Source organism: Flavonifractor sp. DFI.6.63 (assembly GCF_024462255.1).
Lineage (GTDB): Bacteria > Bacillota > Clostridia > Oscillospirales > Oscillospiraceae > Lawsonibacter_A > Lawsonibacter_A hominis.
Genome location: NZ_JANGBE010000001.1, coordinates 57,694 through 81,730 on the forward strand (window position 1 = coordinate 57,694; position 24,037 = coordinate 81,730).

General features: G+C 65.0%; 19 protein-coding genes. 8 read left to right on the forward strand and 11 right to left on the reverse strand.

Going from position 1 to position 24,037, the window contains the following annotated elements; translation table 11 throughout:
* Positions 1-34: 34 nt before the first annotated feature.
* Genes NE547_RS00260 through NE547_RS00285 form a run of 6 tightly spaced genes read left to right on the forward strand, consistent with a single transcriptional unit; the run spans position 35 to position 5,039 of the window.
* On the forward strand, positions 35-247 hold the full coding sequence (locus NE547_RS00260; protein WP_186908181.1) for a hypothetical protein: 213 nt from the start codon (positions 35-37) through the stop codon (positions 245-247).
* The gene (locus NE547_RS00265) at positions 237-1,445 is read left to right on the forward strand and encodes an ATP-grasp domain-containing protein (protein ID WP_186908182.1); all 1,209 of its coding nucleotides are present in this window, start codon (positions 237-239) and stop codon (positions 1,443-1,445) included. The genes NE547_RS00260 and NE547_RS00265 overlap by 11 nt, the downstream gene beginning before the upstream one ends.
* Positions 1,442-2,146: an aspartate/glutamate racemase family protein gene (locus tag NE547_RS00270; protein ID WP_186908183.1), complete on the forward strand. Its 705-nt coding sequence runs from the start codon at positions 1,442-1,444 to the stop codon at positions 2,144-2,146. The genes NE547_RS00265 and NE547_RS00270 overlap by 4 nt, the downstream gene beginning before the upstream one ends.
* A 56-nt stretch (positions 2,147-2,202) precedes the next feature.
* The gene (locus tag NE547_RS00275; RefSeq protein ID WP_186908195.1) at positions 2,203-3,723 is read left to right on the forward strand and encodes a Mur ligase family protein; all 1,521 of its coding nucleotides are present in this window, start codon (positions 2,203-2,205) and stop codon (positions 3,721-3,723) included.
* Positions 3,720-4,547, forward strand: a complete 828-nt coding sequence (locus NE547_RS00280; protein ID WP_186908184.1) for an epoxyqueuosine reductase — start codon at positions 3,720-3,722, stop codon at positions 4,545-4,547. Before NE547_RS00275 ends, NE547_RS00280 begins: the two co-directional genes overlap by 4 nt.
* Positions 4,548-4,604: 57 nt before the next feature.
* Positions 4,605-5,039 carry a CBS domain-containing protein gene (locus tag NE547_RS00285; RefSeq protein WP_186908185.1) on the forward strand — a complete coding sequence of 145 codons (435 nt, stop codon included), beginning with the start codon at positions 4,605-4,607 and terminating at the stop codon, positions 5,037-5,039.
* Positions 5,040-5,079: 40 nt separating this feature from the next.
* Here the strand turns inward: NE547_RS00285 and NE547_RS00290 are convergent, their stop codons facing one another.
* On the reverse strand, positions 5,080-6,483 hold the full coding sequence (locus tag NE547_RS00290) for an NAD(P)/FAD-dependent oxidoreductase (RefSeq protein ID WP_256174447.1): 1,404 nt from the start codon (positions 6,481-6,483) through the stop codon (positions 5,080-5,082).
* Positions 6,484-6,698: 215 nt separating this feature from the next.
* Entirely contained in the window at positions 6,699-7,715 is a 1,017-nt protein-coding gene (gene spoIID, locus NE547_RS00295; RefSeq protein ID WP_256174448.1) for a stage II sporulation protein D, read from the reverse strand.
* A 189-nt stretch (positions 7,716-7,904) separates the two neighbouring features.
* Between spoIID and NE547_RS00300 the strand changes: the two genes are divergently transcribed.
* The gene (locus NE547_RS00300; RefSeq protein WP_186908188.1) at positions 7,905-9,272 is read left to right on the forward strand and encodes a citrate/2-methylcitrate synthase; all 1,368 of its coding nucleotides are present in this window, start codon (positions 7,905-7,907) and stop codon (positions 9,270-9,272) included.
* A gap of 284 nt (positions 9,273-9,556) precedes the next feature.
* On the opposite strand, the gene NE547_RS00305 is transcribed toward NE547_RS00300, so the two are convergent.
* From NE547_RS00305 to NE547_RS00320, 4 genes are read right to left on the reverse strand one after another with little or no spacing between them, the layout of a single operon-like run.
* Positions 9,557-10,258, reverse strand: coding sequence for a GNAT family N-acetyltransferase (locus NE547_RS00305; protein ID WP_243204796.1), 702 nt, complete (start codon positions 10,256-10,258; stop codon positions 9,557-9,559).
* Positions 10,259-11,392, reverse strand: a complete 1,134-nt coding sequence (locus tag NE547_RS00310; RefSeq protein ID WP_256174450.1) for an ATP-binding protein — start codon at positions 11,390-11,392, stop codon at positions 10,259-10,261.
* Between the two features lie 10 nt (positions 11,393-11,402).
* Positions 11,403-12,434: a lysylphosphatidylglycerol synthase transmembrane domain-containing protein gene (locus tag NE547_RS00315; protein WP_256174451.1), complete on the reverse strand. Its 1,032-nt coding sequence runs from the start codon at positions 12,432-12,434 to the stop codon at positions 11,403-11,405.
* 24 nt (positions 12,435-12,458) lie between these two features.
* Entirely contained in the window at positions 12,459-12,941 is a 483-nt protein-coding gene (locus NE547_RS00320) for a SprT-like domain-containing protein (RefSeq protein ID WP_256174452.1), read from the reverse strand.
* Between the two features lie 348 nt (positions 12,942-13,289).
* On the opposite strand from NE547_RS00320, the gene NE547_RS00325 reads away from it, so the two are divergent.
* Entirely contained in the window at positions 13,290-14,105 is an 816-nt protein-coding gene (locus tag NE547_RS00325; RefSeq protein ID WP_256174453.1) for a hypothetical protein, read from the forward strand.
* Positions 14,106-14,310: 205 nt separating this feature from the next.
* Here NE547_RS00325 and NE547_RS00330 read toward each other — a convergent pair whose 3' ends face one another.
* From NE547_RS00330 to secA, 5 genes are all read right to left on the reverse strand, one after another.
* Positions 14,311-14,550 carry a phage-shock protein gene (locus NE547_RS00330; protein ID WP_186908774.1) on the reverse strand — a complete coding sequence of 80 codons (240 nt, stop codon included), beginning with the start codon at positions 14,548-14,550 and terminating at the stop codon, positions 14,311-14,313.
* 120 nt (positions 14,551-14,670) lie between these two features.
* Complete coding sequence (locus NE547_RS00335; RefSeq protein ID WP_256174456.1) at positions 14,671-18,375, reverse strand: phosphoribosylformylglycinamidine synthase; 3,705 nt, start codon at positions 18,373-18,375, stop codon at positions 14,671-14,673.
* Positions 18,376-18,460: 85 nt separating this feature from the next.
* Positions 18,461-19,999, reverse strand: a complete 1,539-nt coding sequence (locus tag NE547_RS00340) for an ABC transporter substrate-binding protein (RefSeq protein WP_256174457.1) — start codon at positions 19,997-19,999, stop codon at positions 18,461-18,463.
* Complete coding sequence (gene pgeF / locus NE547_RS00345) at positions 19,996-20,826, reverse strand: peptidoglycan editing factor PgeF (RefSeq protein WP_186908771.1); 831 nt, start codon at positions 20,824-20,826, stop codon at positions 19,996-19,998. The genes NE547_RS00340 and pgeF overlap by 4 nt, the downstream gene beginning before the upstream one ends.
* Before the next feature lie 204 nt (positions 20,827-21,030).
* Positions 21,031-23,781, reverse strand: coding sequence for a preprotein translocase subunit SecA (gene secA, locus NE547_RS00350; RefSeq protein ID WP_186908770.1), 2,751 nt, complete (start codon positions 23,779-23,781; stop codon positions 21,031-21,033).
* Positions 23,782-24,037 lie beyond the last annotated feature (256 nt).

The window sequence follows — 24,037 nt, forward strand, 5'->3', positions numbered from 1 at the left end:
TTCAGAGCGAAATTCCTACTAAGGAGAGCGGAACATGACTACAATAGAGAGAAAGCCGGAGGGGCAGCGCCTGGAGCGCCTGATCTCCGACTGCTTTTCCGGCGGCGAGATCTGCCGCCGGGAGCTGCGGCTCCAGGAAGGGGAGGCCCAGGCGCTGGAGCAGGCCTACCCCGCCAGCCGGGTGCGCCCCATGGGCGGCAGCTGGTATGAAATCACCTTTCAGGGGGCATTCCAACATGGCAACTGAATTCATCCCCGTGCTGCTCGGCTCCGATATCAACGCCTACAGCATGGCCCGCGCCTTCCACGAGGCCTACGGCATCCAAAGCGTGGTATACGGCATGTACCCGGCCAGCGTCTGCGCCGGCAGCACCATCATCGACTACCGGGTGCGCGCGCACAACGACCGGGCGGACACGGTGCTGGAGAACGTCACCGAGGTGGCCGGGGCGCACCCGGACAAAACCATTCTGGTGCTGGGCTGCGGGGATAACTACCTCAACGCCATCTCCGCCAACCTGCCCCGCTTTCCGGGCAACGTCGTGGCGCCCTATGTGCCGCTGGACCTGCTGGAGACGCTCATCCACAAGGAGCGCTTTTATCAGCTCTGCGAGCAGTACGGCATCGATTATCCCGACACCGTGGTCTATCACAAGGGCATGGGTCACGACTTCACCCTGCCCTTCGACGGCCCCTTTGTAGTCAAGCCCGCCGAGTCGGACACCTACTGGAAGCATCCCTTCCCCACCCAGAAGAAGGCCTACGTGCTCCAGACCCGCGCGGAGGTGGATCAGGTCATCGACGACATCTACGGGGCGGGGTATGAGGATTCCCTGATCCTCCAGGACTTTATCCCCGGAGACGACAGCTTTATGCGGGTGGTCACCAACTACTCCGGCGCGGACGGCAAGGTCCGCCTGATGTGCGTGGGCCATGTGCTGCTGGAGGAGCATACCGACCATGCCATCGGCAACCACGCCGTCATCATCACCGAGCGCTCGCCGGAGCTGTGTGAAAAGCTGCGGGCGTTCCTGGAGGCGATCCGCTTTACCGGCTTCTCCAACTTCGATATCAAGTACGACCAGCGGGACGGAAAATTCAAGGCCTTTGAGATCAACTGCCGCCAGGGCCGCAGCAACTATTACGTCACCGGCGCGGGGTACAACCTGGCCAGGTACCTGGTGGAGGACCGCATTGAGCACACCAGCGCGCCCCTGACGGTAGTGGAAAACCGCCATCTCTGGTGGGTCATTCCCAAGGCGGTGGCCTACGACTACGTGAACCCGGCTTACCACGGGGAGATGCGCAGCCTGGATCAGGCGGGCGCCTCCGTCAATCCGCTGTTCTATCCTGCCGACCGGGGCTTCTTCCATAAGCTGCGCATCCTCAAGGGGCAGCGCCGCTATGTGGGCTGGTACGCCTCCAGTATGGAGAAGGCGAAATGAGCGAACAGCGCCTTGGCATTTTAGGCGGCATGGGACCCCAGGCCACCCAGGATTTTTACCAGCGCATCCTGGACCGCACCGACGCCGCCTGCGACCAGGAACACCTGCCCACCCTGATCCTCAGCGACACCGGTATGCCCGATCGCACCACCGCCATCCTGGGCGGGGATGCGGAGGGCTGCTATCAGCGGCTTTTGGCCGACGCCCGTCTGCTGGAGCGCAGCGGCTGCACCGTGCTGGCCATCCCCTGCAACACCTCCCATTTTTTTGCCGACCGGCTCCAGAAGGAGCTGGAGGCGCCCCTGATCCACATGCCCCGGGAGACCGTGGCCGTACTGGCCCGGTCGGGGAAGCGGAAGGTGGGCGTCCTGGCCACCGACGGCACCGTGCAGACCGGGGTCTATCAGAAGGAATGCGCCGCGCAGGGCATCCTCGCCGTCGCTCCCCCGCCCGAGGTGCAGAAGCTGGTCATGGGCATCATCTACGATGAGATCAAGCGGGGCGAGAAGGGCAGCCGGGAGAAATTTGCCGTCATCGACCGCTGGCTGCGCGGCGCCGGGTGCGACAGTGCCATCCTCGCCTGCACGGAGCTGTCCGTCTACCGCACCTATCACAGCCTGCCCGATTATTATCTGGACGCCATGGACGTGCTGGCCGAGCGGTGCATCACCGCCTGCGGCTATAAATTGCGCATGGTATAGGCGCTGCGGCGCCCTCCCCGCCCATGCGATCATTCTTTCAACTGGTGGTGACGTACATGATGGACCGGCCCCGTCTGCCGCTCGGCGGCTATTATCAGCTGCTCCAGCGCCGCGGCCTGCTCTGCGGCGATTCCCCCCTGGCCGCCGACCTGACCCGCCCCGTGGCTCTGGTGTCCTGCGACTCCAAGCGGGTCATCCCCGGCACGCTCTTTCTCTGCAAGGGCGCGCGATTCAAAGCGGAATACCTCCGCTCCGCGCTGGAGCAGGGGGCGTTCGCCTACGTCAGCCAAACCCCCTATCCGGACGTTCCCCTGCCCTGCATCCAGGTCACGGACATCCGGCAGGCCATGGGGCTGCTGGCCGACGCCGCCTACGGCCATCCCTCCGGACAGCTGCGCATCACCGGCATTACCGGTACCAAGGGCAAAACCACCACGGCCTATTACCTCAAGTCCATTTTGGATATTTGGCTGGAGGGCCAGGGCCGCCGGGCCAGCGCCCTGCTGTCCACCATCGTCACCGACGACGGCGTAGAGCGCCGTCCCGCCAAGCTCACCACGCCGGAACCGCTGGACCTGCAGCGCCACCTGTGGAACGCCGCCTCGGCGGAGGCGGACTATTTGACCATGGAGGTGTCCAGCCAGGCGCTGAAATACGGCCGGGTCATCGGTGTGGAGCTGGCCTGCGCGGTCTTCCTCAATATCGGGGAGGACCACATCTCCCCGGTGGAGCACCCTGATCTGGAGGATTATCTGAATTCCAAGCTGCTCATTTTCCGGCAGGCCGCCGCCGCCTGCGTGAATCTGGACAGCGACAAGGCCGACCGCATCTGGGCGGCCGCCCGGGCCTGCCCCAGCGTGATCACCTTCTCGCGGAAGTTTCCCTCCGCCGACGTGTACGCCGACCAGATCCGCAAGCAGGGCGGGCGCATCGTCTTCCGCGTGCGCACCCCCTCTTATGAGCGGGAGCTGGCCATCTCCACGCCGGGGCTGTTCAACGTGGACAACGCCCTGGCCGCCGTGGCGGCGTGCCAGGTCTACGGCGTCCCGGAGGACGCGGTGGCCGGGGGACTGCTGCGCGCCTTCGTGCCCGGGCGCATGGAGCATTACCAGAGCGCCGACGGGGCCATCTCCGTCATCGTAGACTACTCCCACAACGGCATGAGCCTGCGCAACGCCCTCTCCTCCGTGCGCCAGGAATACCCCGGCCGGGAGCTGACGGTGCTCTTCGGCTGCACCGGCGGCAAGGGCATCGACCGCCGGGAGGGGATGGGCAACGCCGCCGGAGAACTGGCCGACCGGGTCATCCTCACCGAGGACGACCCCGGCCCCGAGGCGGTGGAGGCGATCTGCGCCGATATCGGGGTGTTTTTACAGCGTCATGGGAAGGCGTACACCGTGGTGCCCAACCGGGAGCAGGCGGTGGAGCAGGCTATCCTGGGCGCCCGGCGGCCCGCCGTGGTTCTGCTGGCGGGCAAGGGCTGCGAGACCCAGCAAAAGCGCAAAAGCGGCCCCGAGCCCTGCATCCCGGACGGGGAGCTGGCCCGGCGGACGCTGGAGCGGTACGACGGGCGATGACCGCTCTGGACCAGGCCTTTCGCGCCGCCGGAGCCGCCGCCTGGGGCGGCGTGGCCTATGACCGCCTTACTCCGGAAATGACCCGGGAGGATCAGGAAAAGGTCCGCGCCCAATGTCCCCAGCCCAGGACGGTGCTGGTGGCCGCGTTCCCCTATTACGCCGGAGACCGGCCCGGTAATCTGTCTCTGTATGCCCGGGGGGAGGATTATCACCGCGCCCTCGCCCGCAGGCTGAATACGGTTTGTGATTTTTTATCTCGCCAATACCCGATGGAATCCTTTCTGCCCGCCGCCGACAACTCCCCCCTGCCGGAGCGGGAGGCCGCCCGGCTGGCCGGGCTGGGCAAGGTGGGCCGCCACGGGCTGCTTATCCTGCCCCCTTACGGCTCCTTCCTGTTTTTGGGGACCATCCTCACCGGCGCTGCGCTGGCGCTGCCGGAGCGGGAGGCCGCGCCCGCCTGCGAGGACTGCGGCCGCTGCGCCGCCGCCTGCCCGGTGGGCGCGCTGGGACCCGGCGGCGCAGACCGGGAGCGCTGTCTCTCTCAGCTGACCCAGCAGAAGCGCCTGACGGACGAGGAGGCGGCCCTGGTGGCCGCGCACCCCTATGTCTGGGGCTGCGATTTGTGCCAGCGCGCCTGTCCATACAATCACCACGCCGCCCGATCGCCCCTGCCGGAGTTCCGGGAGGATCTGATCGACCGTCTCACCCCCGCTGATCTGGACGGCCTGAGCAACCGGAGCTTCCAGTCCAAATACGGCACGCGGGCCTTCGCCTGGCGGGGCCCGGGCCCGCTGCGGCGCAACCTGGAGCTGCAGCAGGAATAAAACCGCCGTTTCAGGCCCAAACTATCGGTATCGTTTGGACAGAAAGGCGGTTTTTCCATGCAAGTACGCGATCTGATGAACCCCAGCGTGGTCTCCATCACACCCGGCGAGTCGGCTTCCCTGGCCGCGCGGCTGCTGTCCCGGCATAATCTGGGCTCCCTGCCCGTCTGCGGGGAGGACGGCGGCCTGCGCGGCATCGTCACCGACCGGGATATCGTCCTGCGCTGCGTGGCGGCGGAGGAGGACCCGGCCCAGACCCCCGTCAAGGACATCATGAGCCGCAACTGCGCAGTGGTCTCCCCCGACGACGACGCAAGGGAGGCCACCCGGCTCATGGCCGCCCGACAGGTGCGCCGGCTGCCGGTGCTGGAGGACGGCAGAGTGGTGGGCATGGTCTCCCTGGGGGACTTGGCCCGCAGCCACCGCTGCGACATGGAGGCCAGCAAGGCCCTGTCTGAAATTTCAGAGAACGTAAAAAAAGTCTACCCCTGACAAAGCCAAAGGCCCGCGGCAGTGCCGCGGGCCTTGTCTGTTATCCCTGCTCGGACAACCTCCGGGCAATGACCCGGGCTACCTTGACGCCGGAGGCGCCGGCCTGGGCCAGCCCGCGGGTGACCCCCGCTCCGTCCCCTGCGGCAAAGAAGCCGGGCAGAGCGGTCTCCAGCTCCCCGGACAGGGCCAGGCGGGCAGAGTAGAATTTGACCTCCGCGCCGTAGAGCAGCGTATCGTAATTGGCCGTGCCGGGGGCCAGCTTGTCCAGCTGATAGATCATCTCGATGATATCGTCCAGCTGCCGCTTGGGCAGGGCCAGGGACAAATCCCCCGGCACTGCGGCGGTAAGGGTGGGACGTACAAACGACTTGCTCATGCGGTGCTCGTTGGTGCGGATACCGCTGACCAGGTCCCCGAAGCGCTGCACCAGCACGCCGCCGGCCAGCATGTTGGACAAAGAGGCGATATGCTTGCCGTAGCGGTAGGGCTCGTTGAAGGGCTGGGTAAAGCGGTTGGATACCAGCAGAGCAAAATTGGTGTTTTCGCTCTGCAGGGCAGGGTCGGAGTAGGAGTGGCCGTTGACGGTGTTGATGCCCTCCACGTTCTCGGCCACCACATGGCCGTAGGGGTTCATGCAGAAGGTGCGCACCTGGTCGCCGTACTGCTTGGTGCGGTAGACCAGCTTGGACTCATACACCACGTCGGTGATGTGCTCGAAGACCTTTGCGGGCAGCTCCACCCGCACGCCGATGTCCACCTGGTTGTTGATCAGCTCCAGACCCAGGCCCTTGCACTGGTTGGAGAACCACTCCGCCCCGGAGCGTCCGGGCGCGGCGATGAGCCAGCGGCAGTCCACCGGCTCCCCCCGATCGGTGACCAGACGGTAGCCCTCCGTCCCCAGGACCTCGATAGAGGCCACGCTGGTGCGGAAGCGGTACTCCACGTGCTCCCGCACGGTCTCGTAGATGCTCTGGAGGATCTTCAGGTTGTTCTCCGTGCCCAGGTGCTTGCACCGGGCCTGGAGCAGGTGCAGGTCAAACTCCAGCGCTTTTTTCTCCAGGGCGCGGGCGGCGGGGGTATCGGTGGAAAAAACCTGGTCGGTCGCGCCGTGGCGCACGTTGATGGAATCCACATAGTCGATCAGATCCATGACCTCTTTGGCGTCCATAAAATCGGTGAGCCAGCCGCCGAACGCGGTAGTGAAATTATATTTCCCGTCGGAGAAAGCCCCCGCCCCGCCGAAGCCGCACATGGTATCGCAGATCTTGCAGTGGATGCACTCCTTCACCTTGCCTGCCACGATGGGGCAGCTGCGGGTATAGATATCGGAGCCCTGATCCAGGGTGACCACTTTCAGGGAGGGGCACAGGCGCATCAGCTCATAGCCCGCGAAGATCCCGGCCTCACCGCAGCCGATGATGGCGACGTCATAGCGTGTACTCATGTGCGATCTCTCACTTTACCATAAAATAGGGCACAAAGACGCCCTATTTATTATACCACAGCTGTCAACCGCTCCATCTGCGCCCCCGCCTGCTCCCGCTGCCCGCCCTGCGCGCGGGGCGAAAATCGTCCCGTGCGGAGCGGCGGACGCGGCCCTCCCGGCGCAGACGCCCGCGCTGCCGCCCGCTGCTGTTTCTGCCGCCGGAGAACCCGCCGTCACCCAGCGGGGGAATAGCGCCCCAGCTCAATGCCGGTATAGTACCATTTCAGGATCTCTTCATAGGTCTTTCCCTGCCGTGCCAGGGCGTTGGCCCCATATTGGCTCATCCCCACCCCGTGGCCGTAGCCGGTGACGGAGAAGGTGACCGCGCTTTCGTCCGCGGTGACAGTGAAGTTGGCCGAGCGCAGAGAAAACAGCTCCCGCAGGGCGCTCCCCGTCACGGCTGCGCCGCCTACCGTCACGCTGGACACGCCCCCGGCGGAATTGCGGACGGTCTCCCCAAACCACCCGGAGGGCGGACCGGACAGGTCGGCCTGCGGAACCTTCGCCAGCAGCGTGCGTTTGAACTCCTCCACCGGCACCGACGCCGTGCTGTGGTAGTTGGGCACCTCCTCTCCCTCCGGGCTGTCCACCCCGGACAGGTAGGGCACGGCGTTGCCCCAGACCTCCACCGCGTCCACCGTGCGCCCGGCGGCGGAGGAAAAGAAGACCGCCTGGATGGGCGCGCCGTCGTACAGGGCCGCCACGCCGTCGGTATCCGCCACGGCGGCGCTGATCTTGGCGGTATAGACCTGGGTGTTTTCTCCCCAGTTCTCCGCCGCCTGGTCCGGTTCGATATAGGCCTGGCAACAGTTGATGTCGGTACACACGTCGGCGTCGGGATGGTTTTGCACCGTGCGCCCCATCTTGGCCAGGGTGTAGGTGCGGGCGGCCACCGTCTGCGCCTTGAGGGCCTCGGGTTCGAAGGAAGCCGGCATTTCAGCGGCCACCACCCGCCACAGGTATTTGTCCAGCGGGAGCGTGAGCACCTCGCCGTCCCCTATCGAGACCCGGACCGTGACCGCTGCGTCCTCGGAGCGCGCGGGCGTGACCACCGTGCGGTCGATGGGCAGCTCGCCGGTAGGGGCGGCGCTCTCCTGCGCCGTCCCCGGCCCGTCCTGCCGCACCAGCAGCAGCGGCAGCAGGAACAACAGCAGCAGCAGCGCCAGAGCCGTGGCCACGACCTGTTTCATATCCATTCCCTCCGTCCGTCTTTTGCAAGTTTCCAGGCTTCCTATTTCACTTTTGCTTTTTCGCTTTATTCGTCTAAACCAAAAGGCGCTCCACCGGAAGCTTCGGATTTGTCTTCCCTCCCCATTGACGGCGCGGCAAAAAAAGGATACAATAGACCGCAACAAAGATGGGCAAAGGAGCGTCACAGCATGCAGAATGAGGACAAGGAGATTGCGAAGGGCTTTATCGAAAGTCTATGCGGAGAATACCGCAGACATAACTACATCGACCCGGCCTTTTATGAGACCTATAACGTAAAACGCGGCCTGCGCAACGCCGACGGGACCGGCGTCATGGCCGGTGTGACCCAGATCGGCAACGTGCTGGGCTACTATGTCCAGGACGGCGAGCGGGTCCCCATGCCCGGCAAGCTGGTCTACCGGGGGATCGACGTGGAGGAGCTGATCGACGGTTTTATGAGCGAGGGCCGGTTCGGCTTTGAAGAGACCGCCTATCTGCTGCTGATGGGCTCCCTGCCCACCCGCGGGCAGCTGTCCGCCTTTCAGCAGCTTTTGTCCGACCACCGCTCGTTGCCCCGGATGTTTACCGAGGATATGATCCTCAAGGCCCCCAGCCCCGACGTGATGAACAAACTGGCCCGCTCGGTGCTGGCTCTGTATTCCTATGACGACGACCCGGACGACATGTCTCTGCCCAATCAGCTGCGCCAGGCCGTGCAGCTCATCGCCCGGGTGCCCGTCATCGTGGCCCACGCCTTCGCGGTGAAGCGGCACTACTACGACAATGAATCGCTTTACCTCCACCGGCCTCAGGAGGGCCTGAGCGTGGCGGAGAACTTCCTCTACTCGGTCCGGCACGACAACCGGTACACCGACCAGGAGGCCAAGCTGCTGGACCTGTGCCTGGTGCTGCACGCCGAGCACGGCGGCGGCAACAACTCCGCCTTCGCCTGCCGGGTGCTCTCCTCCTCGGGTACCGACACCTATTCCGCCATTGCCGCCGCCGTAGGCTCCCTCAAGGGCCCCCGCCACGGCGGCGCCAACAAAAAGGTCATGGAGATGTTCTCCCACATCCAGGAGAACGTGCACGACTGGAAGGACGACGACGAGGTGCGCGCCTACCTGGGCGCCCTGCTGCGGAAGGAGGCGGGAGACCGCTCTGGGCTCATCTACGGGATGGGACACGCCATCTACACCCTCTCCGACCCCCGGGCCGTCATCCTTAAGCGGTTTGCCAAGAAGCTTGCCGCCACCAAGGGGATGCTGGACGAGTTCGAGCTTTACGAGAGCGTGGAGCGGCTCACCCCGGAGGTGCTCCTCTCCGTCAAGGGCGAGGACAAGGTGGTCTGCGCCAACGTGGACCTGTTCTCCGGCATGGTCTACAAGATGATGGGCATCCCGCAGGAGCTGTACACCCCCCTCTTTGCCGTGGCCCGCATGGTAGGCTGGTGCGCCCACCGGATCGAGGAAGTCTATCAGCCCGGCAACCGGATTATCCGCCCGGCCTACAAGGCCGTGGCCCCCATGCGCACGTTTATCCCCCTGGATCAGCGGTAAAAAGCGCGTAAAAGCGGCGCGGCCCCGACCTGAGTCGGGGCCGCGCCTTAGCTTGTTAAAAAAGGCCTTTTTCGACCGAGGGATGCATGACGGACAGGGCTCGATCCCTGCAGAAAAGTCGCCCAGTCCGTCCTGAGAGGTGTCATTCCCGACGCGCATCCCCAGAGGGCCCTCCGGAGAACTCGGAGCGCAACCGCCCGCAGGGCCGCTCTTGCTGCGGGAATGGCGGCGGCCGCGGAACGCTCCTTGCGGGTGAACGCTGCGGGGCCTCTGCGCCGCACGGCTCAAAACAGCCAGAACAGCCGCTCCCGGGATACGCTCATCCCCACCTTGCGCTGGAGGGCCAGGGACGCCTGGTTGTCTGTAAAGACCTGGCCGAAGGCATACTGCCCCCGCTCCAGGGCCAGGCGCACCGCGCCGCGGAGCAGGGCCTCCCCCACGCCGCGGCGGCGGTAGGCGGGCAGCACCTCCAGCATGCCGATGCTCCCCTCCTCATGGAATCCGGCAAACCCCGCACAGGCGCCGTCCACAAAGGCCCCCAGCATCCCCCGCCGGAGCGCCCCCTGCATGTAGGCTACCCCGCCGAAGGGGTGGCTGTAGTGATCATAGACCCACTGGGCCATTTCCTCCCCCAGCAGCCGCAGCTCCCCGCCGAAGGGCGCGGCGGCGGGGGGTTCCGGCGCCAGCCAGGCGGCCTGATAACAGATCTGCTCCTCGTGCAGGCCAAAGCGCCGCACCGCCTCGGCCTTGTACCACAGCTCATGGCCCACCAGCATCGCGCACCGGCTCAGCAGGGCAAAGCAGCGCTCCGCCGCCGCCGGGCCGGCGGCGCTCATCATGTGTATCCCGCCGCTCTCGCAGAGCAGCACCCCATCTTCCTCCGCGTACAGCAGCTCCGCCGTCCCCCGGCGCAGGGGCTCCAGCATATCCATATAAAACAGCGGATCGCGCCCCAGATACGCCAGGGCCTGTTCCAGTTGCTCCATTTAATCCTCCTCGAATAGGGGCAAAGTGATCACGAAGCTGGTAAAGCGCCCGTTGCTCTCCGCCCGGATCGCGCCCCCGTGCAGCTCCACGATCTCCTTCGCAATGGCAAGGCCCAGTCCCGCCCCGCCGGTCCGGGTGGAGCGGGCGGCGTCCAGCCGGTAAAATTTGTGGAAAATATTGGCCAGCTCTCCTTCGGGGATCTCCAGCCCCTCGTTCCGGACGACGATCTCGGCCTGCCGTTCCACCTTCCGGGCCCGGACCTCCACCCGGCCGCCGGGCGTACTGTAGCTGACCGCGTTGCGCAGCACGTTATCGAAGACCCGGGCAAGTTTGTCCGGGTCGCCGAGCACCACCAGGTGGTGCTGGATCTCCACGGTACACTCCAGCTCCTTTTCCGCAAACAGGGGGTAAAACTCGTCGGAGAGCTGCTCCAGCAGCATGGAGAGCTGGATGGGATGCCGTTCCCCCGCGCCGCTGTCCAGGTCCATGCGGGTGATATCGAAAAATTCGCCCAACAGCTCCTCCAGCCGCTCGGCCTTATCCAGGGCGATCCCGGTGAACTTGGCCCGCTGGGCCGCATCCAGCCCCGGCTCGTCCCGCAGCAGCGTCAGATAGCCCACCACCGAGGTGAGCGGAGTCTTCAGATCGTGGGCCAGAAAGGCCACCAGATCCTGCTTGCGCTGCTCGCTCTCCCGGGCGGCGTCCTCCCGCTGCTTCATCTGACGCTGGAGCGCGTCCAGATCTTCCTGGAGCGGAGAGAGTTCCCGTGGCAGGCGCACCGGCGCGTCCTGCTCTTCCACCACCCGGCGCAGCGCCAGGCGGATCTCCTCCAGCCAGCGGGTAAAGCGCCCCATGGCCAGGTAGAACGCCGCCAGCATCAGCACCAGCATGCCCGCCGTCAAAAACGCCTGCTTGTTGCCGCGAATGGCCTGCCGGTAGAGCTCCAGGGCCTCATACTCGCTCTGGCCGAACAGCGTGCGGGCCGCCCAGACAAAAAAGCGGGCAAAGGGGTCCTGAAGCACGCCGTCCACCACCACCTCCAGCAGGAACAGGCCCGCCAGCCCGGCGATGAGGGTGCCCGCCACTACGAACAGGAGCATTTTCAGTTTTAACCGGGTATATTTCCGCCTCACGGAAGCCTCCTTATCCCCTGGCGCTGCGCTTGGCAAAGCGCACCACCGACCACACGCCGCCCAGCAGCATGACCTCCAGAAACGCGGCAAAGCGCCAGAGCACCATTCCCACCGCCACATGCTCCCCGAAGATGGGACTCATAAACAGATAAAAGCTGCCTTCCGCGCCCCCCGCGTTGCCGGGCAGCAAAACGATCCGGGAGATGACCATCACCAGGCACTGTACCAGCAGCAGCTCCACAAAGGAGTGCCCGCCGAGTCCCAGGCCGTGAAAGAGGAAATACGGCACGGCGAACAGGGCCCCCAGCTCCAGGAACATGGCGGCGAACAGTCCGGCCAGCAGGCGCTTGTTGCCCCGCAGGTCGGCCAGCTGCCGGCAGAACTCGTCCACCTTGCCCATGCCCGCCTCTACCCGGCCGGGCTTGGCCATGACCTTGGTATGCCGGGAGAGCCACTCCAGGATGCGGCGGATGAGCCGCTGAATGGGCGCGGGGCGAATGGCGGTGAAGACCGCCAGCGTGCACAGCGCCACGTACAGAACAATCAGGAAGGCCGCCCCGATGACCGCGGGACCGATGCTCTCCCCATGAAAGACCAGCTTATAGGCCAGCGCGGCCAGGGCGTAAACGGTGTAGACCACGGTGTTGGCCACCAGCTTCCAGGTGTAGATGGATGCGGTGTAGGTAGCGGACAGGCCCGCGTCGTACATCAGCTTGAGCTGCACCGGCATACCGGCGGGGCCCAGCTTATAGTAAAATTCCCCGATATAGGCCGCATCGAAGCAGCCGGTCAGGCGCATCGGGCAGCCCGCCCCCTTTCCCATGCCGTAAAAAATAAGCGCGTCGATGCTCTCGCTGACCGGAACGCACAGCGCCGCCCCCACCAGCCACAGGGGCCGGGTCTGCCTCAGCAGGGCGCGCACGTCCATGGTGCGGAAGACATGCACCACCAGAGCCGCCAGGATCGCGCCCCCCACCGTCAGTCCGGCAATGGAAAAAATGCGGTTGAACAGGGCCTTCTTGTTGGCTTTCGTATCGAACACCTTCCTTGGTCGCTTCGTCTCTCTTCAGTATACCCGTTTCAGCGCCCCGCCGCACTTGCAGCGGTAGCGCTCCGGATGGCGCACCAGCGCAGAGGCTCTGGCGCGGCAAAACTGCGCGCCGCAGCTCTGGCAAACCAGCCGGTAGCGCTCCGGCCGCACATCGGGCACGCCGAGGGCCTGGCAGGTCCCCGTGCGGGCGATGGCATAGCCGTAGGCGGCGTTCATCCGCGCGGCGTAGGCCTTCCACCGCTGCCCGTGGTCCCGGCAGCCGGGGCAGGTATGGAGCGCCTCGTGGGCCAGTGTCTGCAGGCACGCCCCTTCCGCAGCCTCCAGCAGGCGCTGGCTCAGTTCGATCTCAAATGCCTCTCCCCGCCGGATGCAGCAGCCGAAGCGGGTCACCGCCCGCCGGTTCACCGTCACGTGGGGCCGGATCTGGGCGGAAACCGGGATCTTCAGGGCCCTGGCCTGATCCAGCACCCGGACCAGCAGGGCGTCAAAATCGTTCATAGGGTGCCTCCCTTGGATACATAAAACGTATTTTACCATCTTTTTTCCTGAAAGTCACTACTCGGCCGGTTTTGTCCCTTTTACGCCATCTGTGCGCGCTTAAAATCTCCGTCGTTTTGACAATACATTGAAAACGGATTGCCTGCATGGTACAATACATATAAATATAAAAGTGTGATAAATATGGGGCTGTTGACAAAGTCTGTTTTCAAAAATACGGCCTTGCAAAAAGTTCATCAAATAGCATATATTTTACAGTAAATAACAACAAACAAGCAAGAAAAACCTATTTGCTTTTTCGATAAGGGACTTTGTCAACAGCCCCAAATATGAATTGAGGAGGCACTTATGAAACGAGAATCAGGGAGTGCACTGCATATATACGGGTGCCTGTTTTTGATAGTACTGGCCTTGGCCGGGTGTGGGGCCGCGCTGGATACGTCTGACACAGATGCAGTATCTGGTAATTCATCCAGCCAGAGCGCTCCCGTATCCAGAGACTCAAACACAATAACCTATGGCAGCCAGTTACAGCTTATTGCCGATAATACGGCAGTGTGGATGGGCGATACGGAACTAATTGCTGAACCGTTTTTCTATGCTGTTACCGATCTTGACCAGAATGGGCGGCTGGAGATCATTCAGTCCTCCTGCCAAGGAACCGGACTTTATACCTATACCAAGTTGTGGGAGGTCGGCACAGATGAAACAGCGTTAGCTCCCTGCCAGTTTTCCATGGCCGAAGGGGATTCCCAGCCGGACATTATCACGAACCCGGACATGGTATATTTTGACGAGGCGCGTGACTGCTATTTTTATATATTCCGCGACGATATTCGTAACGGTGGGGCGGAGCACTATCAAAATCGGGTTGCCTTTTCTCTGCAAGATGGCGTTGTTACCACCACTCTGTTGGGACAATGCCACAGCATCTATGCATCTCCCGATTCGGATGCAGTAACCACCTATACGGACGCTGATGGAAATATCATTGACGAGGAAGCGTACAACATGGCAACAGACAAGACTTTCTCCGGTCTGACAGCGATGGAGGCAACCATTGGTTGGACAGATTATGTTGTCTCAACGCAACTGGCTACGCTGACTGAATCGGAATTAATGGGTATTTTGGAAACTTCTTGGGAAAGTTTTTCCTTGCTCTAAGGCATAAAAATAGAGTTCAGTAAATTTCGGTTTGTAGGGGCAGTCTCATTTGAGGCTGCCCCCCTGTTGTTTTGACGAAAGGTACTCCAAATGCACAAACAAGGCAGAAGGGAGCCGTTTTCCCGGCGGGCGGGCCCTTCCTGGGTCCGCGCAAAGCAGCGGGCCGCTTCCAATGGAAGCGGCCCGCTGCTTTTGGGGTGTTTGTTTACAGGATCCAGCCCAGTACGGCGGACAGGACGAAGGCGATGATGGCCGGCATAAAGTTTTCCCACTTCACCGGCTTGTCGAACAGCGCCTTCACCAGCAGCACCACGCCCGCGATGCGCAGCAGCCAGGGCAGCAGGCCCAACAGCAGCAGCAGAGGCAGGCCGATGATGGCCAGCACCACAAAAATCAGGACCACCGCCACCAGGCAAACAATGGAAAGGGTCAGCAAAGTGATCATATCGTTTTCCTCCTCGTTTGATTGCTCCCATCTTACCACCCCAGGCTTAAAGCCGCCCTGGAGTTTTCCTTAAAAAAGGATGAAAATCGCCCGGCGCTCCCGCGCCGGGCGATGGTCCGTTTACCGGAAGTATTCCGCGCCGCTCTCAAACAGGGGCTGGCGGCGGTCGCCGGGAATGTTCACACCCACAAAAGCGCCGCGGCGCTCGCTGTGTCCCATTTTGCCGAAGACCCGTCCGTCGGGGGAGAAAATGCCTTCGATACAGGCGGCGGAGCCGTTGGGGTTCACGTCGATCTCCATGGAGGGCACGCCGTCGGCGTCCACATACTGGGTGGCTACCTGGCCGTTCGCGATCAGCCGCTCCAGCTCTTCCGCCGGGGCCACAAACCGCCCCTCGCCATGGGAGATGGGGATGGCATGCAGATCGCCTACGTTGGAGCGGAGCATCCAGGGGGACTGGACGGAGGCTACCCGGGTGGTGACGTACCGGCTCTGGTGGCGGCCGATGTCGTTATAGGTCAGGGTGGGGCAGCCCGCGTCCATCGCGCGGATCTCCCCGTAAGGGACCAGGCCCAGCTTGATGAGCGCCTGGAACCCGTTGCAGATGCCCAGCATCAGGCCGTCCCGGCGCTTGAGCAGGTCATGGACCGCGTCCGTGAGCGCGGGGTTGCGGAAGAAGGAGCAGATAAACTTGGCGGAACCGTCCGGCTCGTCGCCGCCGGAAAAGCCGCCGGGCAGGAACACGATCTGCGCCCCCCGGACGGCCCGCTCCAGCGCGGCCGTGGACGCGGTCAGGTCGGCGGGGGTCAGGTTGCGCACCACCACGATCTCCGGCTCCAGCCCCGCCTGCAGGCAGGCCCGGGCGGAGTCGTACTCGCAGTTGGTGCCGGGGAACACGGGGATGACCACCCTGGGCCGGGCCGTTTTGGCCTTGCACACGGCAGGGGAGCGCTTGTCCCAGTTCAGGGCCGGTACGGGCGCGGCCGTGCCCGCGCGCGTGGGGTACACGTCCTCCAGCACGCCCTCGTTGAGGGCGAGCAGCTCGGCAATGGACGCCCGGTCGCCGCCGGCGACGATCTCCGGCGCGGCGGCGGTATCCCCCAGACGGACGGCATGGGGCGTCTCGACCGTCTCGGTCAGCTCCGCCAGAATGGCGCCGGGCCGGGCGGACAGCTCCGCCCCCTCGGCGGCGCGAAAGCCGATCCGGTTGCCGAAGGACATGTTCATCAGGCCCTCCAGCACCCCGCCGGCCTCCACCGCCCAGGCGGCGCGCACCTTTCCCGCCCGGCAGAGGGCGTAAAACGCCTCCCAGGCCGCCCGGTGGGCCGGATAATCGCCGGCGGCGGCGCCGCCGAACCGGTAGACCGGATGGCCCGGCTCTTTGAACTCAGGGGAGAGCACCTCGCCCGCTTTGGCGGGGGCGATGGCGAACGAGATCAGGGTGGGCGGCACGTCCTGATCCAGGAAGGAGCCGGACATGGAGTCCTTGCCGCCAATGGCCGCGCAGTCCAGCCCCAGCTGGGCGTCCAGCGCCCCCAGCAGGGCCTGGAAGGGCTTGCCCCAGCGCGCCGGGTCCTGGCGCAGCTTTTCAAAATACTCCTGGAAGGTCAGGTAAGCCTTCCGGTAGTCCGCGCCCGCCGCCACCAGCTTGGCCACTGAGGTGACCACGGAGCCGATCGCTCCCGTGTAGGGGTCGGCGCTCATCCAGTCCGGATCGAAGCCCCAGGCCATCACGCTGGCCTGGTCGGTCGTCTGCCCGGGCAGCACGGGGAACAGGGCGGCCATGGCCTGGGCGGGGGTGCGCTGGTACTTTCCGCCGAACGGCATGAGCACGCTGCCCGCGCCGATGGAGCCGTCGAAGCGCTCGGTCAGCCCCCGGCGGGAGGCGCACTTCAGGCTGGCGGCCACATCCCGCAGGGAACGTTCGGCGGGCGCTTTCCGGTCCGGTTCGGGCTTGGGGGCGCTCACGCAGACGCCGGCGTGCTTCACGGCGCCATTGGTGTCCAGAAAGGCGCGGGACAGGTCGGCGATGGTCTCGCCCCGCCAGCGCATGACCATACGGGGAGAGGCGGTGACCACCGCCACCCGGTAGGCCTCCAGATTCTCCCGCGCCGCGGCGGCCAAAAAGGCCGCCTCATCCTCCGGGGCGACCACCACGGCCATACGCTCCTGGCTCTCGGAGATGGCAAGCTCGGTGCCGTCCAGACCGTCGTACTTCTTGCGCACCGCGTCCAGGTCGATCTCCAGCCCGTCGGCCAACTCGCCGATGGCCACGCTCACGCCGCCCGCGCCAAAGTCGTTGCAGCGCTTGATGAGGCGCGTCACGTTCCCGTCCCGGAACAGGCGCTGGAGCTTGCGCTCCTCCGGGGCGTTGCCTTTCTGCACCTCGCTGGCCATGGTGGTCAGGGAGTTCTGGTTGTGGCTCTTGGAGGAGCCGGTGGCCCCGCCGATGCCGTCCCGGCCGGTGCGCCCGCCCAATAGGATGACCACGTCGCCGGGGGCGGGCCGCTCCCGGCGGACATTCCGTGCCGGGGCCGCGCCCACCACCGCACCGCACTCCAGATGCTTGGCCACATAGCCCTCATGGTAAACCTCCGCCACGTGGCCGGTGGCCAGGCCGATCTGGTTGCCGTAGGAGGAATAACCCGCCGCCGCGGTCTGGGCCAGCTTGCGCTGGGGCAGCTTGCCGGGCAGGGTCTGATCAAAGGGAGTCCGGGGGTCGCCGCAGCCGGTGACGCGCATGGCCTGATGGACGTACACCCGGCCGGACAGGGGATCCCGGATGCAGCCGCCGATGCAGGTGGCCGCACCGCCGAAGGGCTCGATCTCGGTGGGGTGGTTGTGGGTCTCGTTCTTGAACATCAGCAGCCAGTCCTGCTCCTGTCCGTCCACCTGGGCGGGGACGTGGATGGAGCAGGCGTTGATCTCCTCGCTCTCGTCCAGCTCGGGCAGCTTGCCCCGCTTTTTCAGGATCTTGGCGCCGATGGTGGCAATATCCATCAGCGTCTGGGGCCGCCGGGCGGCCTTCTCCTGCCCATAGACCTCCACCCGGGCGGCCAGATAGCGCTCATAGGCCTGCCGGACCGGGCCGGCGCCGATCTCCACATGGTCCAGATGGGTGGAAAAGGTGGTGTGGCGGCAGTGATCAGACCAGTAGGTGTCCACCAGGCGCACCTCGGTCAGGGTGGGGTCGCGGCGCTCTTCCTCCCGAAAGTAGGCCTGCAAAAAGGCCAGATCGCCCAGGTCCATGGCCAGGCCGTATTGTTCCAGCAGCCCCTCCAGACCGGCCCGGTCCAGCGCGGTGAAGCCCTCCAGCACGGGCACGGAAGCGGGCTCGGGGTACTGGCGGCGGAGGGTGTCCGGCTTGTCCAGAGCGGCCTCGCGGCTCTCCACGGGGTTAACGAGATAGCCGCGGATCTGCGCGAATTCCCCGTCGGTGAGCGAGCCCGTCAACAGGTATACGGTGGCCGCGGCCACCAAAGGCCGCTCCCCGCCGGTCATCATCTGGATGCACTGGGCGCAGGAGTCGGCCCGCTGGTCGTACTGGCCGGGCAGGGCCTCCACCGCCAGCAGGCGGTCCCAGGCGCCGTCCTGGTCCGGAACGGCCTCGTCCCAGACGTCGTCCACCTGAGGCTCGGACAGGACGGTCGTGCGGGCGGCCTCGTAGACGGCCCGGGAAACGCCCTCTACGTCATACCGGCGCAGCAGGCGCACCCCGGTGAGCCCCGTCAGCCCCAGCGGACCCCTCAGCTCCCCCAGCAGGTGCTGCGCCTCCACGGCAAAGCCGGGCCGCTTCTCCACATAGCATCGAAATACGTTCCCCATTCTTGATTCCCCCAAATTTCTCTCTCCGGACTTGTTTCCCCGCCTGCGTCCCCCAATCGGCGGGCCCGTTCCCGTCCGGACGGCATTACGCGACGGTCCAGTCTGCAAAGCGATAAAATACGTTCTGCTGGGTGGGCGTCAGGCCCGTAAGGAGCCGCCACTGGGTGAGCAGCGACCAGTTTTTGAAGCAGATCACCGCAAAGGGCGGCTCCTGGGCCAGATACTCGTACAGCGCCCCGGCCGCCTGCCCCCGCGCCGCGCCGTCGGCGGCGCGAAACGCGCGGAGAAGCCCGGCTGCCGACGCATCCTGATAGCCGCCGTAGTTGAGCGCTCCGGTCGGTGCAAGCAGGGCGGTCAGGTCAAAATCCCCCGTCAGGCGCACCTCCGCCAGATACAGATCGAAGTCTCCGCGCGCCAGTGCGGCCGTATAATCCTCCCAGGACAGCTTTTTCAATTCCACTGAGACCCCTGCGTCGGTCAGGTTTTTTGCCAGCTGCTCCGCCGCAGAGATCCGGTCGGTATTCTCGCCGGGCACCACGAAGCGCAGCGCCAGCGTTTCCCGCCCCCGCCGCCAGCTCCCGTCCGTTTGGGACCAGCCCGCGTCGGCCAGCGCCTGGGCCAGCGCCTGGGACGAGTAGGCCAGGCGGCCCGCCAGGGCGCCGTCATACAGCGGCGAGACCGGGGAAACCGGCAGGGCGGCGGCCAGCGCGTGGCGGGAAAACTGGGCCGTGACCACCGCGTCCCGGTCAAAGCTCTGCTGGAGCGCCCGGCGCAGCCCCGCGTCCCGGCAGAGCCCGGAGGCCGTGTTGAATCCCACGTAAAGCATGGTGCTGGTGGGATAATCCACCGTTTCAAAGCTGCCCGAGAATCCCAGCGCGTTGGTGCCCGTCAGGTCGGTGGCCACCAGGGCGACGTCACGGGTATCGAAGGCCCGGATCAGATCGTCGGCCTCCTGGATGCTCCGCAGGGGGATGGACTGCCTGGGCAGGGCGTTCCCCTGCCACCAGTCCGTCCTGGCCTCCAGGACCAGCGCGTCCGCCTCGCCGGCGAGCACGTAAGGTCCGGTACCCGCGGGGCGCTCCCCAGTTCCCTTGCACACCGGCACGTCCAGCAGCGCGGGCAGGCCGCCGTTGGGACTGGAGAGCGTGACGCTCACGGTTCCCTCCCCGGCGCTCACCCCGGTCACGCCGGTAAAGCGGGCGCTGTAGAGGGCGCTGGCGCGGGCCTGGTTCAGGCTGGCGGCCACGTCGGCCGCCGTTAGTGCGCTGCCGTCGGAAAAGCGCACGCCGGCACGAAGGACAAAGGTCCACTTCAGCGCGTCCTCCGATACGGTATAGGATTCGCACAGCACGTTCTGGACCTGAAATTGGGGGTCCAGGGCAAACAGCCCTTCATAAAGCAGGCCTCCCAGCGACAGATTGGTCCGGTTGCCGCCGGTAATGGGGTGAAAACTGGACTGCGGGTAGCAGGCCAGCGCAAACTGGGCCGGCTCCGGCTCCGGCGTGGCCGTGGCGGCCGGCGTGGGCGTGGGCTGCCACGGCTCCTCGTAGGGCGCCGCTCCGCACCCGGCCAGTCCCAGCAGCAGGCAGGCAGCCGTCAGCAGGGCCGTCAGGATCCTTCTCAAGCTGTGCCTCCTCCCCGGCGCAGCGCGATCATGGCCGCCTGACTGCCCCGCTCCCCATGGGTCACACGGTGGGACCAGTATTGATCCGGCCGGCAGGCGGTGCAGTCCGGCGAGCGGGCAATATGCTCCGGCTTCAGTCCGGCCCCCTCCAGCCGCCTGGCGTTGAGGCCCTTCAGGTCCACATGAAATTTCCCGGTCGGCAGCACCTCGATAAACGGAAGGGCGCAGGCGCCCAGGGCCTCGGTCATGGCGTTGGGCACATCCTCATGAGTCTCGAAGCAGCATTTGGAGATGCCCGGCCCGATAGCGGCAAGGAGATCCAGCCGGTCGCAGCCGTAGCAGTCCACCATCCGCTCCACTGCCTTTTCCACGATCCCCAGGGCGGTGCCCCGCCAGCCCGCGTGGACCGCGCCCACGGCCCGGCGCACCGGGTCGTAGAGAAGGATGGGCAGACAGTCGGCGGAAAAAACGGTAAGCACCGCGCCGGGTACATCGGTAATGAGCGCGTCGGCCTCGTAGTCCACGGTCTGCTCCAGCCCCTTGCCCAGGTCGGCGGAGGTAACGGTGCGCACCCCGTCCCCGTGGACTTGGCTGGAAAAGACCAGTCCCTCCCGCTCTGCCCCGATGGCGGCGCAGAAGCGGCGGAAATTCTCCCGGACGCGCTCCGGGTCGTCCCCCCGGTTGACGCCCAGGTTCATCGAGGCGTAGATCCCCTCGGATACGCCCCCCAGGCGGGTGGAAAAGCCGTGGACCACACCGCCGGCGGCCTGGAAGCCGTCGGCGGCAAGGTACACCACGCCGTTTGCGTTGTGTTCGGTGATATTCATGCTGGTTCTCCTCAATGACAGCGGTTTGACGGAACGGGCGGCGGTACGGGGGCGTGCGGCCCCCGCTGTCCCGCAAAGGCGCGGCCCGCTCCCGCCCGCACGCATCCCCGAAGCGGGATGACACCCCCTGCAGGCGCGCTTCCGGAACTTCTCCCCGCTCCCGCAGGGGCAAGCCGGCGCGCTCCCCGGCGGATCCGATCCCGATCAGTCGGGGTGGTACTCCTTGCAGGTGCACTTCTTGAACTTCTTCCCGCTCCCGCAGGGGCAGGGTTCATTGGGGCCGATCTTCTGTCCCTTTTTGATGGGCTGTTTCTTCACGGTGCCGTCGCTGCCCGCGCTTTCGCCGGTGACCCTGGCCACCCGCTCCCGCTTGACGCCGGTATTCACCTGCACCCGGGCCAGGAAGATCCGCCGCAGGGTCTCCGCCTGGATGGCGGCGATCATCTGCTCGAACATCTCATAGCCCTCGCGCTTGTACTCCACCACGGGGTCGCTCTGGCCGTAGGCCCTGAGGCCGATGCCCTGGCGCAGCTCCTGCATGGCGTCGATGTGGTCCATCCAGTACTCGTCCACCACACGCAACATCATCACCCGCTCCAGCTCGCGCATCAGCGGCTCGCCCAGCTCGGCCTCTTTGCGGGCGTAGAGCTCCGCCGCCCGTTCCCGGAGCAGCTCCGCCAGACCGTCGGCGTCGTATTTCGCCAGCTCCTCGTCGGTCAGCTTCAGCTCGTCGGGGCGCAGGAACACGCCCCGAAACTGAGCGCACACCTCCCGCCAGCTCTCGGCGTCCATATGCTTCTGCTCGCCCAGACGGCCGTGGACCTCGCCCGCGATCACCGTGGTGAGCATGCTCTGGACGGACTCCTTCAGGTTCTCCCCGTCCAGCACCTTGCGGCGCTGCTCGTAGATGACCTTGCGCTGGGTGTTCATCACGTCGTCGTATTCCAGCACCGTTTTCCGGGTCTGGAAGTTGCGGGATTCCACCTGCTTCTGGGCGTTCTCAATGGCGCCGGAGAGGATCTTGGCGTCGATGGGGGTATCCTCGTCCACCCCCAGCTTCTCCATCATGTTCATCACCCGTTCGGAGCCGAACAGGCGCATGATATCGTCCTCCAGAGAGAGGAAGAAGCGGCTCTCGCCCGGGTCGCCCTGCCGGCCGGCGCGGCCGCGCAGCTGGTTGTCGATGCGGCGGGACTCGTGCCGCTCGGTGCCCAGAATAAACAGGCCGCCCGCGGCGCGGACCTGGTCGGCCTCTTCCTTGATGGCCTCTTTATACGTTGCCTCCGCCTCGGCATACATACGCCGGGCGTTCAGGATCTCCTCGCTGTCGGTCTCGGCAAAGCCCGTGGCCTCGGCGATGAGCTCGTCGGACAGCCCCGCCTTGCGCAGATCGGCCTTGGCCAGGACCTCCGCGTTGCCGCCCAGCATGATGTCGGTGCCGCGGCCGGCCATGTTGGTGGCCACGGTGACCGCCCCGAGCTTGCCCGCCTGGGCCACGATCTCGGCTTCTTTTTCATGGAACTTGGCGTTGAGCACATTGTGGCGGATGCCGCGCTTTTTCAGCATGCCGGAGAGCTCCTCCGACTTCTCGATGGAGATGGTGCCCACCAGCACGGGCTGGCCCTTCTCGTGGCACTCCACGATCTGGTTGACGATGGCCCGGTACTTGCCCGCCTCGTTCTTGTACACCACGTCGGGGTTGTCCTTGCGGGCCAGCGGACGGTTGGTGGGGATCTCCACGATATCCAGGGCGTAGATGGTGCCGAATTCCTCCTCCTCGGTCATGGCGGTGCCCGTCATGCCGGAGAGCTTGCCGTAAAGGCGGAAATAATTCTGGAAGGTAATGGTGGCCAGGGTCTTGGACTCCCGCGCCACCTCCACATGCTCCTTGGCCTCGATGGCCTGGTGCAGGCCCTCGGAGTAGCGCCGGCCGTACATCAGGCGGCCGGTGAACTCGTCCACGATGATGACCTCGCCGTCCTTCACCACGTAGTCGATATCCCGCTTCATCAGGCCCCGGGCCCGGATGGCCTGGTTGATGTGGTGGGAGAGCGTGGTATTCTCCGGGTCGGAGAGGTTCTCGATCTGGAACTGCTGCTCGGCCTTGGCGATGCCCCGGGCGGTGAGGGTGACGGTACGCGCCTTCTCGTCCACGATGTAGTCCGCGTCGATATCCGGGTCCTCTTCCTCCTTGGTATCCACGCTGGTGACCCGCTGTCCCTTCAGCCGGGCCACGAAGGAGTCCACGATGGTGTAGAGCTGGGTGGACTTGTCCCCCTGGCCGGAGATGATGAGGGGGGTGCGCGCCTCGTCGATGAGGATGGAGTCCACCTCGTCCACGATGGCAAAGGCGTGGCCCCGCTGGACCATCTCGCTGGCGTAGATGGCCATGTTGTCCCGCAGGTAGTCGAAGCCGAACTCGTTGTTGGTGCCATAGGTAATATCCGCGTCATAGGCGGCCTTGCGCTGTTTGGGGTCCACGTCGTGGATGACCAGGCCCACGGTGAGGCCCAAAAAGCGGTAGACCTTGCCCATCCACTCGCTGTCGCGCTTGGCCAGGTAGTCGTTGACGGTGACGATGTGCACGCCCTCGCCCGCCAGGGCGTTGAGGTAGGCGGGCAGGGTGGCCACGAGGGTCTTGCCTTCGCCGGTCTTCATCTCGGCGATGCGGCCCTGATGGAGGATGATGCCGCCGATGAGCTGCACCCGGTAAGGCTTCATGCCCAGCACCCGCCAGGCGGCCTCCCGGCAGGCGGCGAACGCCTCGGGCAGGATGTCGTCCAGGGTCTCGCCGTCTGCAAGACGCTGCTTGAATTCAGGCGTCTTGGCCTGGAGCTGCTGGTCCGTGAGCTGGGAATACACCCCGTCCAGGGCCTCGATCTTGTCCACCAGGGGCAGGATGGCCTTCACCTGCTTTTCCGAGCTGGTGCCGAAAAGCTTTTTCAAAAGTCCCATGGGTCGTTCACCTTTCTTATTTCAGGCCCGCGCGTGCGGGCGGTCATAGGAGTTCCAGGGTAATTCAGCTTACTAGTATACCATAGTTGTTTCGGATAAAAAAGGGGAAATTGTGAACAAATCCGCGTTTCTCTTCCTTCCGGACAAACCAGCCGGAGGCCCCCGACCTACGGCTGGGGCCTCCGGCTGAGACGGTCGAAAAAGCGGCTTTGCCGCTTTTTCGAGCAGGAATGCACGAAATGTTCACCTCGATTGC

What these genes read in the sequence shown, in the direction of transcription:
- NE547_RS00260 (WP_186908181.1), top strand. Translation starts at nt 35, where the DNA reads ATGACTACAATAGAGAGAAAGCCGGAGGGGCAGCGCCTGGAGCGCCTG.
- NE547_RS00265 (WP_186908182.1), top strand. Translation starts at nt 237, where the DNA reads ATGGCAACTGAATTCATCCCCGTGCTGCTCGGCTCCGATATCAACGCC.
- NE547_RS00270 (WP_186908183.1), top strand. Translation starts at nt 1,442, where the DNA reads ATGAGCGAACAGCGCCTTGGCATTTTAGGCGGCATGGGACCCCAGGCC.
- NE547_RS00275 (WP_186908195.1), top strand. Translation starts at nt 2,203, where the DNA reads ATGATGGACCGGCCCCGTCTGCCGCTCGGCGGCTATTATCAGCTGCTC.
- NE547_RS00280 (WP_186908184.1), top strand. Translation starts at nt 3,720, where the DNA reads ATGACCGCTCTGGACCAGGCCTTTCGCGCCGCCGGAGCCGCCGCCTGG.
- NE547_RS00285 (WP_186908185.1), top strand. Translation starts at nt 4,605, where the DNA reads ATGCAAGTACGCGATCTGATGAACCCCAGCGTGGTCTCCATCACACCC.
- NE547_RS00290 (WP_256174447.1), bottom strand. Translation starts at nt 6,483, where the DNA reads ATGAGTACACGCTATGACGTCGCCATCATCGGCTGCGGTGAGGCCGGG.
- spoIID (WP_256174448.1), bottom strand. Translation starts at nt 7,715, where the DNA reads ATGAAACAGGTCGTGGCCACGGCTCTGGCGCTGCTGCTGCTGTTGTTC.
- NE547_RS00300 (WP_186908188.1), top strand. Translation starts at nt 7,905, where the DNA reads ATGCAGAATGAGGACAAGGAGATTGCGAAGGGCTTTATCGAAAGTCTA.
- NE547_RS00305 (WP_243204796.1), bottom strand. Translation starts at nt 10,258, where the DNA reads ATGGAGCAACTGGAACAGGCCCTGGCGTATCTGGGGCGCGATCCGCTG.
- NE547_RS00320 (WP_256174452.1), bottom strand. Translation starts at nt 12,941, where the DNA reads ATGAACGATTTTGACGCCCTGCTGGTCCGGGTGCTGGATCAGGCCAGG.
- NE547_RS00325 (WP_256174453.1), top strand. Translation starts at nt 13,290, where the DNA reads ATGAAACGAGAATCAGGGAGTGCACTGCATATATACGGGTGCCTGTTT.
- NE547_RS00330 (WP_186908774.1), bottom strand. Translation starts at nt 14,550, where the DNA reads ATGATCACTTTGCTGACCCTTTCCATTGTTTGCCTGGTGGCGGTGGTC.
- NE547_RS00335 (WP_256174456.1), bottom strand. Translation starts at nt 18,375, where the DNA reads ATGGGGAACGTATTTCGATGCTATGTGGAGAAGCGGCCCGGCTTTGCC.
- pgeF (WP_186908771.1), bottom strand. Translation starts at nt 20,826, where the DNA reads ATGAATATCACCGAACACAACGCAAACGGCGTGGTGTACCTTGCCGCC.
- secA (WP_186908770.1), bottom strand. Translation starts at nt 23,781, where the DNA reads ATGGGACTTTTGAAAAAGCTTTTCGGCACCAGCTCGGAAAAGCAGGTG.